Source organism: Micromonospora sp. NBC_01739, assembly GCF_035920385.1.
GTDB lineage: Bacteria > Actinomycetota > Actinomycetes > Mycobacteriales > Micromonosporaceae > Micromonospora.
In genome coordinates, this window is record NZ_CP109151.1 from 3,075,265 (window position 1) to 3,087,457 (window position 12,193).

Annotated in this window: 8 protein-coding genes; 5 read left to right on the forward strand and 3 right to left on the reverse strand. The window is 72.6% G+C overall.

The annotated features are described in order from the left end of the window. Positions 1–3 precede the first annotated feature (3 nt). From OIE53_RS13555 to OIE53_RS13565, 3 genes are read right to left on the reverse strand one after another with little or no spacing between them, the layout of a single operon-like run. Positions 4–2,103, reverse strand: coding sequence for an iron ABC transporter permease (locus OIE53_RS13555; RefSeq protein WP_442791400.1), 2,100 nt, complete (start codon positions 2,101–2,103; stop codon positions 4–6). Between the two features lie 5 nt (positions 2,104–2,108). Then, on the reverse strand, positions 2,109–3,095 hold the full coding sequence (locus OIE53_RS13560) for an ABC transporter substrate-binding protein (RefSeq protein ID WP_327026956.1): 987 nt from the start codon (positions 3,093–3,095) through the stop codon (positions 2,109–2,111). A gap of 33 nt (positions 3,096–3,128) precedes the next feature. Beyond that, on the reverse strand, positions 3,129–3,962 hold the full coding sequence (locus OIE53_RS13565) for an ABC transporter ATP-binding protein (protein ID WP_327026957.1): 834 nt from the start codon (positions 3,960–3,962) through the stop codon (positions 3,129–3,131). Between the two features lie 236 nt (positions 3,963–4,198). Between OIE53_RS13565 and OIE53_RS13570 the strand changes: the two genes are divergently transcribed. From OIE53_RS13570 to OIE53_RS13590, 5 genes are all read left to right on the forward strand, one after another. Continuing rightward, a complete protein-coding gene (locus OIE53_RS13570) occupies positions 4,199–5,836 on the forward strand; it encodes a hypothetical protein (protein WP_327026958.1) in 1,638 nt (545 codons plus the stop codon). A 109-nt stretch (positions 5,837–5,945) separates the two neighbouring features. Next, complete coding sequence (locus OIE53_RS13575; protein WP_327026959.1) at positions 5,946–8,711, forward strand: AAA family ATPase; 2,766 nt, start codon at positions 5,946–5,948, stop codon at positions 8,709–8,711. A 112-nt stretch (positions 8,712–8,823) separates the two neighbouring features. Then, positions 8,824–9,336 (forward strand): hypothetical protein, encoded by a 513-nt coding sequence (locus OIE53_RS13580; RefSeq protein ID WP_327026960.1) that lies wholly within the window; start codon positions 8,824–8,826, stop codon positions 9,334–9,336. Positions 9,337–9,358: 22 nt separating this feature from the next. Next, complete coding sequence (locus OIE53_RS13585; RefSeq protein ID WP_327026962.1) at positions 9,359–9,892, forward strand: hypothetical protein; 534 nt, start codon at positions 9,359–9,361, stop codon at positions 9,890–9,892. Between the two features lie 170 nt (positions 9,893–10,062). Then, entirely contained in the window at positions 10,063–12,159 is a 2,097-nt protein-coding gene (locus tag OIE53_RS13590) for a cellulase family glycosylhydrolase (protein WP_327026964.1), read from the forward strand. Positions 12,160–12,193 lie beyond the last annotated feature (34 nt).

Sequence of the window (12,193 nt, forward strand, 5' to 3'; positions counted from 1 at the left end):
GGGTCATCGGGACTGCGCGGCCGAGGCGCGCGAGCGCCACAGCAACCAGACGAAGTACGGGGTGCCGATCAGGGCGGTGACCAGCCCGGCCGGGATCTGGGCCGGGGCGATCACCGTGCGACCCAGGGTGTCGGCGAGGCTGACCAGGGCGGCACCCAGCAGGGCGGCGACCGGGAGTACCCGGCTGTGTCGGCCGCCGACCAGGGCGCGGGCGGCGTGCGGGGCGACCAGACCGACGAAGCCGATCACCCCGACGGCGGAGACCGCGGTGGAGGTGAGCAGCGCCGCCGCGGCCAGGGCCACCAGCCGGGTGCGTTCCAGCCGGACTCCGAGCACCCGGGGGGTGTCGTCGTCCAAGGCCATCAGGTCCAGTTCGCGGCGGGCGGCCAGCACGGCCGGGGTGAGCACCAGCAGGGCGATCGCCACCGGCAGCACCTGGGTGGCGGTGCGGCCGTAGGTGGAGCCGGACATCCAGGTCAGGGCCTTGCCGGTGTTCCAGGGGTCGTGGGCGACGATCAGGAAGGTGATCAGCGCCATGCCGCCCTGCCAGGCCCCGAACCCGATCAGGACCAGCCGGTCGGAGCTGAGTCCACCTCGCCAGGCCACCCCGTAGACCAGGGCGAAGGCGAGCATCGCGCCGAGCCCGGCCATCCCGGAGACGGCCCAGACACTGGCCAGCGGCACGAAGGTGATCAGCGATACGGCGCCCAGTCCGGCTCCGGCGGTGATGCCGAGGATGCCGGGCTCGGCCAGCGGGTTGCGGCAGACCCCCTGCACGGTGGTGCCGGCCACCGCCAGGGCCGCGCCGGCCAGCAGGGCGGCGGCGACTCGGGGCCATCGTTGGTCCAGCACGAAGGTGTACGCCGGGCCGGTGCTGCCGTTGACCCAGTTGACCAGGTCACCGAGGAGCACCCAGGTGTCCCCGGCCAGCATCCCGACCAGCACCGCCACGGTGACCACGACGGCCGTCACCCCGACGACGGTGCGGTGGAAGGCGGCCGAGCGTACGGCGGCGTGACCCCCCGGGGGTCGGCGGGTGGGTCCGGCGTCGCGGTGCCGCCGGGCCAGCCAGATCAGCACGGCCGCACCGAGCAGGGTGGTGACCACCCCGGTGGGGATGTCGACCCCGGCCTGGGCGCCCATGATCGCCCGGAGCAGCACGTCCGAGCCGAGCACGATGATCACCCCGGCCAGGCCGGAGAGGGGCAGCAGCACCCGGTGGCGGTGCACTCCGGGCACCAGGGGTCCGAGCAGCCGGACGATCACCGGCGCGCAGAGGCCGACGAACCCGACCGGCCCGGTGAGGGTGACCGCCGCGGCGGAGAGCAGGACGGCCAGCACGGTGACGATCAGCCGGGTACGCCGTACGTCGAGGCCGAGCACGGTGGCGGTGTCGTCGCCGAGGGCCAGGATGTCCAGGCGGTTACCGAGCAGCATCAGCGCCACGATGGACAGGCCGATGACCGGGGCGAGTTGGGTCAGGGCGTTCAGGTCGCTCTGCACCAGGGATCCGTTGCCCCAGGCGAACAGGCCGATGGTGGCCTGTTCGAAGAGCAGGAGCAGCAGCATGCTCACCGAGCTGAGGGCCAGCCCGGTGGCCGAACCGGCCAGGATCAGCCGGGTGGTGCCGGCCTGTCCGCCGGAGGACATCGCCAGCACCAGTCCGGCCGCTGCCAGGCCGCCGCAGAAGGCCAGTCCACCGGCCGGCAGGGCGGGCAAGGCGATGCCGAAGGCGGCTACCGACACGATGGCCAGGTGGGCACCGGCGTTGACGGCCAGGGTGTCCGGCGAGGCCAGCGGGTTGCGGGCGATGGACTGCAGGGCCGCACCGGCGAAGCCGAGGGCGATACCGATGGCCAGCCCGGCCAGCAACCGGGGCACCCGGGAGGCGACGAGCACCCGAACGGTCTCGTCCTCGCCACCGGTGAGCAGTCGCAGCAGGTCCAGGGCGCCCACGGTGGAGGTGCCCTGGGTGAGGTGCACGACGGCGACCACCAGGGTCAGCGCGGTGGCCGCGATGAAGGCCCCGACGACGCGGGAAGCGGAGGTGCGTCCGGCCGGAGCCGACCCGAGGGCCGGCTCCGGACGCGCGGGCGCGGACAGCTCGGTCACACCGCGTAGGTGTTGACGAACTGGTCGATGTACTGCTTGGCGGAGAGCGGCCCGCCGAAGGTCCAGATGCCGTCCGGCATCCGGTGCAGGTTGCCCTGCTGGACGAAGGGCAGCGACTTCCAGATGGCGTTGTCGGCCAGGCCCTCGGCGAAGACGTCCGTACCGTCCGAGGCGTTGTAGAAGAAGTGCAGGTCCGGGCTCTTGAGTCCGGTCAGGCCCTCGACGTCGGTCTGGCCCAGGCCCCACACCTCGTCGACCTTGCCGGTCCAGGCGTTGGTGAGGCCGAGCTGGATGCCGAGCTGGGAGACGAAGGCACCCTGGCCGAACATCCGGATGCTGACGGTGCTGCCTTCCTTCCAGCCGTCGGCGATGGCGAACGGCTTCCCGGCGGCACCGGCCTCGGCGATCTTCTTCTTGCCGTCGGCCAGGGCGGCGTCGAAGTCGGCGAGCAGCTTCTCCGCCTCGGCGGTCTTGCCGACCGCCTTGGCGATCATGTTGAGGTCGGCACGCATCCGGCCCACGTTGTCGGTGGCGTCGCTGCTCTTGGTCACCAGCACGGGGACGTACTTCTCCAGCTGGTCCAGCAGGGCGGCGCCGCGACCGTCCGAGACGACCACGAGATCGGGGGCGAGGGCGACGATCGAGTCGACACTGGGCTCGCCCCGGGTGCCGACATCCTTGACCTCGGGGTCCAGCTTCGCGGCGGTCACCCAGGTGGCGTACCCCTTGGGGTCGGCGACCCCGACCGGCATGACGCCGAGGCTGACCAGCATCTCGACCTCGCCCCACTCCAGGCCGACGACCTTGGTGGCGGGGCTGTCGAGCTTGACCTCCTTACCCCGGCTGTCGGTCACGGTGACCGGTCCGCCGGCGGCGGAGGCGGAGGGGGTGGGCTCGGCGGTGTTCTCAGTGGTGCCGCAGGCGGTCAGCAGCAGCGCGGTAGCGGCGGCGGCGACCAGGGCGGTGACACGGGTACGGGACATGATGTTCTTTCTCGTTGCCGGACCGGTCCGGGTTCAGACCGGGATACGGGTCAGGTGCCGCCCCACGGGGCGGGTGGTCACCAGACCGGTGAGTGGATCGGTGCTGACCTCGATGCGGATGCCGTAGGTCTCGGTCAGGTCCGTCTCGGTGAAGACCTGCTCTGGAGTACCGGCGGCGCGGATGCGGCCGTTGTGCAGCAGGACCACCTCGTCGGCCACCGCGGCGGCCTGGTTGAGGTCGTGCAGCACCACCCCGACCGCGACGTGGTGCTCGTCGGCCAGCTCGCGCATCAGGTCGAGGATCTCGACCTGATAGCGCAGGTCGAGGAAGGTGGTCGGCTCGTCGAGCAGCAGTACCTCGGTGTCCTGGGCCAGGCAGGTGGCCAGCCAGACCCGCTGGAGTTCGCCGCCGGAGAGTTCGTCCACGGGCCGGTCGGCCATCGCGGCCACCCCGGTGACCGCCATCGCGCGGGCGATCGCGGCCGGGCCCTCGGGGTCCTCGTTGCGCCAGCGGCCCCGGTAGGGATGGCGGCCGTAGCCGACCACGTCCCGGACGGTGACCCCGTTGGGTACCGGTCGACTCTGCGCCAGCAGGGTGACCCGGCGGGCGAATTCCTTGGCCGGCAGGCTGGCCGCGGCGACACCGTCGGCGCAGAACACCGCCCCGGTGTCGATCGGGTGCAGCCGGGCCAGCGCCCGCAGCAGGGTGGATTTGCCACTGCCGTTCGGCCCGACCAGGGCGGTCACCCTCCCGGCAGGCAGGGCGATCGAGGCGCCGTGGACCACTGCCTTACGGTGGTAACCCAGGCAGAGGTCGACGCCACGAAGGCGCTGCTCAGCGTCGTTCGACGCCAGTACGCTCGACATGCGCTTAGGTTAACCTAACCTAACTTCGAGTCAAGATGTGGGTCCTCCTCACCTCCGCCCGCCCCCGACCGGGCAGCCCCCGCCTCGATGCCACCCCCACCCGCGAACCGGCTCGCGGAGAACACGAGAAGGTGTCGGGGTGGGGGACGACAGACCGGTGCGAGCGGCGGTAGCGTTGCGCGTCATCGCCGCCGGGTCGCCGGTGCGCCGACCCGCGTTCGTACGGAGGATGAGGCATGTCCATCGGCGAGGAGCCGTACGCAGTCCGCGACGACCTGGCCTCCCGGCCGACCTTCGAGGTGACCCTGCGCGGTTACGAGAGAAAGCAGGTCGACCGCTATGTGGAGCAGTTGGACGGTCAACTCAGCACGGTCTCGGCCGAACGGGACCGGGCCCTGGGCCGGACCCGGGAGCTGACCGCCAAGCTCCAGGCCGCCCAGGCCGAGGTGGCCGAGCTGCGGCAACGACCGGCGCAACTGGACAAGGCGACCTTCCAGGATGTCGGCCCGATGGTCGGCCAGATCCTGGACCTGGCGGAGAAGCAGGCCGCGGCGATCATCGACACCCACACCCAGCGGGCCAACAAGCTCCAGGCGGAGGCGGAGAAGACCCTGGCCAACGCCCGGGAGCGCACCGCCAAGTCGCTGGCCGACCTCGAGGAGGAACTGGCCGCCCGCCGCGCCGAGCACGACAAGAAGTACGAGGAACTGCGGGCCACGGCCGAGGCCGAGTTGGCGGAGACCCGGGAGCGGGCCGACCGGCTGCGCGCCGAGGGTGAGGCCGCCCACGAGCGGGCCCAGCAGGAGGCCCAGCGCATCGGCGAGCAGTGCCGCCAACAGGTCGAGCAGGCCCGGGCGGCGGCGGAGGCGCTGACCTCCTCCGCGCGTACCCAGATCCACCAGGAGATCCAGGCGGCCCGGTCCAAGAGCCAGCAGGAACTGGCCCAGCGACGGACCGCCGTCGAGGAGGAGTTGGCCGAGCGGCGGGTCACGGCCGAGGAGGATCTGGCCGAGCAGCGGGCCGCGGCGGAACGCGAGTTGGCCGCCCAGCGCACCGCCGCCGAGCAGCGGGTCAGCTCGATGATCGCGGACGCCCAGCAGTACTCCGCGGAGATCCGCAAACGCGCCGACGAGCAGGCCGCCGAGGTACGCCGACACAGCGACGAGCAGGCCGCCGTCGCCGAGGAGCAACTGCACGCCGTCCAGTTGCAGATCGGCGAGCAGCAGGACGCCCTGGCCGGCGTACAGGAGGAGTTGGAGACCGCCCGGCGGCAGCTGGCGGAGATCCAGCGGGACCGGGAGGTCACCGACGCCGAGCTGTCCCGGATGCGCCAGCAGTTGGAGGAGACCGTCCGGGATCTGACGGCGGAGAGCCAGCGACTGGACGAGGTACGCCGGGCCGTCGAGGCGGCCGAGCGGCACGCCAAGGAGACCCGGGCCCGGGTGCAACGGGAGGCCAAGCGGGTCGCCGACCTGGCGGCTGCGGCCGTGATGGCCGCCGCGGCCGGGGGTGGCGAGACCGCCGAGTATCCGATGGTCGGGGCCCGCTCCGTGCAACGCCCGCCCACCCCGGCGGCAGAGGTCGAGCCGGTGAGCCAGGGTACGACTGCCGAGCGCGGTGAGCCGGAGGCGGCCGAGGGTGACGCCGCCGTCGAGGCCCCGACGGTCAGCCCCAAGGCACCGGCAGGCGGCGAACCGGCTGCCGAGGATCAGTCGTACCTCGGGCCGACCGTGGCGCTTCCGCAGAACGCCCTGGCGCGGGCCGAGGCGGCGCTGGCGGCCGGCGGGCCGCCCGGCATCAACTGGTTCGCCGGGCAGCCGGAGGGCCAGGACGAGGCCCCGACCGACCGGAAGCCGGAGCCCTCGACCCCCTGATCGGGATCGCGCCCCGCGCACCACTGTGGAGCGCGGGGCGCTGAACGTGCTCGGCGCGTCAGGCGTCCGCAGGATGGTCGGGGACCCCCAGCGGTGCCAGAATCGCCCCATGCGGCGTGCGCTCGTGGGCCGGGACGAGGTGTTCGACCAGGCCTGGCGCTCGCTGGGCGGGGCCGGGCAGGTGCTGCTGGAGGGGCCGGCCGGGATCGGTAAGACGGCCCTGCTGCGGGCCCTGGTGGCCGAGGCCACCCAGGCGGGTTGGTGGGTGCTGTCCTGCGCGCCGACCGAATGCGAGGCCGACCTCCCCTTCGCCGCCCTGGCCGACCTGCTGCGTCCCCTGGCGGGCCTGGCGGCGGACCTGCCGCGCCCGCAGCGGGTAGCGGCCGAGACGGTGTTGGTCACCGGCGACAGCGACGAGACGATCGACGAACGGGTGATCGGGGCGGCCACCCGGTCGCTGTTGGAGGCGGCGCTCGCCTCGGGGCGGCCGGTGCTGCTGGCCGTGGACGACGCACCCTGGCTGGATCGGCCGAGTGAGCGTGCCCTGCGGTTCGCCCTGCGCCGGGTAGGCCCAGGACTGGCCACACTGGTCAGCAGCCGCAGCGCCAGCGGGCCCACCGTGCCGGCCACCCCACTGGGGCTCGACGCGGGCGCCACCGCACTGACCCGGCTGACGTTGACCCCGTTGGGTGTGCACGCGCTGCACCACGTCCTGCGGGAGCGGGTCGGTGCCGTCCTGGACCGTCCCCTGCTGGCCCGCATCGCCCGGGAGTCCAGCGGCAATCCGCTGGTGGCCATCGAGGTGGCCCGGGCGGTGCAGCGGCTGCCGAAGCCACCGGAGCCGGCCCAGGAGCTGCCGGTGGCCTCCTCCATCCACCAACTCCTGGCGGAGGTGCTGACCGGGCTGCCGATCCGGTGCCGCGACGCCGTACGGCTGGCGGCGCTGCTCGGGGTGCCCCTGCTGCGGGACCTGACGGCGGCCGGGGTCGGCCCGCGCGCCTTCGATCCCGCCGAGGAGGCCGGACTGCTGATGGTGACCCCGACCCGGGTGCAGTTCGCCCACCCGGTCTACGCGGCGGCGGTACGGGCCGGCATCCCGCCGGGGGTACGGCGAGGGCTGCACCGCAGGCTGGCCGAGGCGGTGGCGGACCCCGACGAACGGGTGCGTCAGCTGGCCGCCTGCACCACCACGGCCGATCCGGTGGTCGCCGACGCCCTGGCCGCTGCCGCCGTACGCCGACACACCCGGGGTGCACCGGAGGCGGCGGCGAACCTCTACGAGGCGGCCGCCCGACTAACCCCGGCCGAGGACCGCCCTACCCTGGGGCAGCGGCTGCTGGCGGCGGCCCGGTGCCGGTTCGACTGCGGCGATCACCCGGGCGCGCGGATGGCCGCCGAACAGGTGGCCGCCGGGTTCACCGGCCACCTGCGGGCCGAGGCGCTGCTGTTGCGCGCGGTGGTCGCCTGGAGCGCGGACGAGCCGGGCGGCACCGCCCTGGCGGCCGCCGGGCGGGCCCTGGCCGCCACCCAGCCCGGCTCTCCCCTGGCCGGGCGGATCCACGCCCACCTGGCCCTCTTCGTCGACCTGCCGGACCCGGCGCGGACTCACGCGGAGGCGGCCATCGCCCTGCTCACCGGCCCGGGTGGCGACCGGGAGCTGCTGGCCGCCGCCCTGCTGCACCTGTTCTTCAGCGAGGTACGCGCCGGCGAGCCACCCCGCACCGAACTGCTGGACCGGGCCCTGGGCATGGAGGGGGCCGAACCCTCCTGGCTGGCCGGTACGATCCCGGCGATCTGGTGGAAGGGGATCGACGAACCCGACCGGGCGCGTGAGCGGCTGACCCGGCTGCTGGACCGGGCGGCGGCCCGCGGCGACGAACCCTCCCAGTACGAACTGCTCAAGCATCTCGGTGAGACGGAGTTGCTGGCCGGGCGGTGGGCGCTGGCCGAGCGGCACATCGCAGCGGCCCGAGACCTCGGTGAGCTGCTCGGCACCGAGTTGACCGCGGAGATCTGGCTGACCGGCCTGCTGGACGCCCTGCGGGGACGGCTGGAGGCGGCGGGGCGGGTGGCCGAGGCGGGCCTGCGGCTGGGCGATGAACTCGACGACGACTGGTGCCGCCGCATCCACCTGCAACTGGCTGCCTTCGTCGCGCTCTGCGCCGGGCGGGTCGCCGAGGCGGCGGCCGGGTACGGTCGGCTGGCCGCCACGGTGGACCGGATGGGCCTTACCGAGCCCCTGGCGCAGCGCTTCGAACCGGACTGGATCGAGGCATGTGTGGCCGCCGGTGACCTGGCCACCGCCCGCGCCGCCCTGCACCGGCTGACCGAACGGCACCGCCGCCTGCCCCGGCCCTGGACCCTGCTGGGCCTGGCACGCAGTCGTGTCCTGCTGGACAGCGCCGCCGGTGGGGACCCCTCGGCCGCCCTGGACGACCTGGTCGCCGCCCGCGCCGCGGTGGCACCGGAGGTCCTGCCGCTGGACCGGGCCCGCTGCCTGCTGGTGGCCGGCATCGTGCACCGGCGACAGCGTCGCAAGCGCCCGGCCCGGGAGGCCCTGGCGGCGGCGGCGGGCGAGTTCGAGGCGCTGGGTGCGGCGGCCTTCGCCGCCCGGGCGCGGGCGGAGGCGGCCCGGTTGGGCGGCCGGCCTCCGGCACCCTCGGGGTTGACCGCCACGGAGGAACGGGTGGCCCGGCTGGCCGCCCTGGGACGGACCAGTCGGGCCATCGCCGACGAGTTGTTCGTCAGCCCCAAGACGGTGGAGACGAACCTCTCCCGGGTCTACCGCAAGCTGGGCATCTCCCGGCGGGCCGAACTCAACGCGGCGCTGGCCCGGGTCGACTTCCCCGGGGCGACGCTGGGCCACAAAGGCTAGGGAAACACCGGATTCCTTCGCCTGGTCACGGCCGTACCGTCAAGGTCACCCCGACCGTCAGTGGCGCTGGTGCCCAGCGCTGCCGGCCGGGCTGGAGAAGGAGAGCAGACAGGTGCGACGACTGATCCTGCCGGTGGTGCTCGCGGCGGCCCTGGCACTGACCGGCTGCGGCGACAGCCAGCCGACGACGCCCGCTGCCGGTCCGGACGCCGGCTCGGATGCCGACCTCGACCTGCCGGTCGACGGCGGCGGGTCCGTCCGCCCGGTCTGCCCCTTCACCGCCGAGCAGGTCGCCGAGATCGTCGGCCAGCAACTGGACGACAAGGGCAACTGCAGCTTCGGCGACGGGATCGCGCTGCTCACCGTGACCACGGCCTCCCGGGAGGCTGGGGAGATGACCTACGACTACCAGCGCCAGCAGGCCGACCAGACCTACCGGTCGGTGACCGACCTCGGTGTCGGGGACAAGGGCTACCTGGCGGTCAAGGACATCGAGGCGGAAGCGGTGGTGATCAACGGCGCGGGCAGTTTCACCGTGACATTGAGCAGCTTCGCGCGTCTCGGCGCCCAGCCGGACGGATACGCCCAGGTGATGCGCGAGCTGGTCGACGCCCTGCCGCGCTGAAACCCTCGACGAAGGAGACACCGTGCGCCACCTGACCACCGTCGCTCGACTCGCCGTGACGGCCACCGCCCTGGCCACCCTGGCCGCCTGTGGCGGAGCGGAGCCCGCGGCGGCGCCGCCGGCGCCGGCGCCGCCCTCGGAACCGGTGGCGCCGACCGAGGTCACCGAGGCACCCGAGCCGCCCGCGGCCACCCCGGTGGACGCCTGCGCCCTGGTCTCCAAGCAGGATGCCGAGAAGGTGGCCGGTACCCCCCTGGACGACCCGCTGCCCAGCGGGGAGAGCTGCTGGTTCACCGGGCCGGTCTCCGGGCCGGTGGCGCAGGTGGAGGTGCATGTCGGGGACGGGGCCAAGAAGATGCTGGACATCGACCGCGACCTCGATCATGAGTTCGAGACCCTGTCCGGCATCGGTGACGAGGCGTACCTGGAGGACTGGAACGTCTTCGTCAACGTCTCCGGAGTCTGGGTGGCCATCCGGCTGGTCCGCACGGATGAACCGGAGGAGTACAACAAGCGGCTGACCGAGCTGGCGCGGACGGTGGCCGGACGGCTCTGACCCCGACCCGGCGGCGACCTCGGTATCACCTGCACAGCAGCCCCTAACATCGTAGTGTGTCGATTGACAAAGTTCATGATCCCAACTTATTGTGCGAGCCGGCCGGAGGTTGCCGGCGGTCCGGCGACAGGCGGCCAGCCACCCGACACCATCACCACGCGAGGAGCGCCATGGCTGGGCTGCGCACACCACGAAGGACACGATGGCGACTGGGGGTGGTCGGCGTCGGAGTCGCCACCCTGCTGGCCGGGATCGGGCTGGTCGGCACGGGTGCCGCCCAGGCGGCGGCCGGCTGCAAAGTGGTGTACTCCGCGCCGAGCCAGTGGCCGGGCGGCTTCACCGCTAACGTCGACCTGACCAACCTCGGCGACCCGCTCAACGGCTGGCGACTGACCTGGACCTTCCCCTCCGGGCAACGGGTGACCCAGGCGTGGAACGCCACCGTCACCTCCAGCGGCAACGACGTCACCGCCACCAATGTCGGCTACAACGCCGCGCTGGGCACCAACCAGACGGTGTCCTTCGGCTTCAACGGCTCGTGGTCCGGCAGCAACACGGCCCCCACCTCGTTCGCCCTCAACGGGGTCACCTGCACCGGCAGCGTGGGCCCGACCACCCCACCCCCCACCACCCCGCCGCCGACCAGCCCTCCCCCCACGACCCCGCCGCCGACCGGTGACCCGATGGCCTACGTGGCCGCGATGCAACCGGGCTGGAACCTGGGCAACACCTTCGACTCCGTCGGCGCCGACGAGACCGCCTGGGGCAACCCGCGGGTCACCGAGGCCCAGTTGGACGCCATCCGGGCCCAGGGGTTCAACAGCATCCGGATCCCGGTCACCTGGAGCAACCGCCACGGTCCGGCCCCCTCGTACACCATCGACGCGGCCTGGCTGAACCGGATCAAGGAGGTCGTCGGCTGGGCCCTGGGCGACGGCTTCTACGTGATGATCAACCTGCATCACGACTCCTGGCAGTGGATCCACGAGATGCCGAGCAACCGGACGACCGTGCTCAACCGCTACAACGCGCTCTGGACCCAGATCGCGGCGGCCTTCCGGGACGCCTCACCCAGGCTGCACTTCGAGAGCGTCAACGAGCCGCAGTTCGCCAACAGCTCCGGTGACGCCCAGAACGCGCAACTGCTGCACGAGCTGAATGTCAACTTCCACCGGATCGTCCGGGCCTCCGGCGGCAACAACGCCACCCGGATGCTGGTCCTGCCGACCCTGCACACCTCCTCCGAGCAGGCCCGGATCAACGAGCTGACCACGACCCTCAACCAGCTGAACGACCGCAACCTGATCGCCACGGTGCACTTCTACGGCTACTGGCCGTTCAGCGTGAACGTCGCCGGTGGCACCCGCTTCGACGCCACCACCCAGCAGGACCTGGTGGACGCCTTCGACCGGGTCTACAACGCCTTCGTCGCCCGCGGCATCCCGGTGATCATCGGCGAGTACGGGCTGCTCGGCTTCGACCGGCACACCGGCACCATCCAGCAGGGCGAGAAGCTGAAGTTCTTCGAGTACTTCGGGTACTACGCCCGGCACCGCCAACTGACCACCCAGCTGTGGGACAACGGTCAGCACTTCAACCGGACCACCTTCGCCTGGCGGGACGCCGAGCTGATCAACCAGATCAAGTCGAGCTGGACGACCCGCTCCGGCACCGCCTCCTCCGACCAGGTGTACGTGCCGCGTACCGGCTCGATCACCGCCAAGACCCTGACCCTGAACCTCAACGGCACCACCTTCTCCGGTCTGCGTCAGGGCAGCACCGAACTGGTCCGGGGCACGGACTACACCGTCTCCGGCAACCAGTTGACGCTGACCGCCAGCGCGGTGACCCGGCTGGTCGGCAACCGGGCGTACGGCGTCAACGCCACCCTCCAGGCCCGGTTCTCGGCCGGCGTGCCGTGGCGGATCGACGTGATCAGCTACGACCCGCCGGTGCTGTCCAACGCCACCGGGACGACGGCCGCCTTCGCCATTCCCACCCAGTTCCGGGGCGACCAGTTGGCCACCATGGAGGCGCGGTACGCCGACGGCAGCAACGCCGGCCCGCACGACTGGACGTCGTTCAAGGAGTTCGACGTCACCTTCGCCCCCGACTACACCGGCAACCGGATCACCCTCACCGACACCTTCTTCGGTGAGGTACGCGACGGCAGCCCGGTCACCCTCACCTTCCACTTCTGGAGCGGTGCCCAGGTGACCTACCGGGTCACGAAGTCCGGCGGCAACGTCACCGGCCAGACCGGCTGACCGACCGCGCGTAACCGGCCGGCCTTCCCCCTCG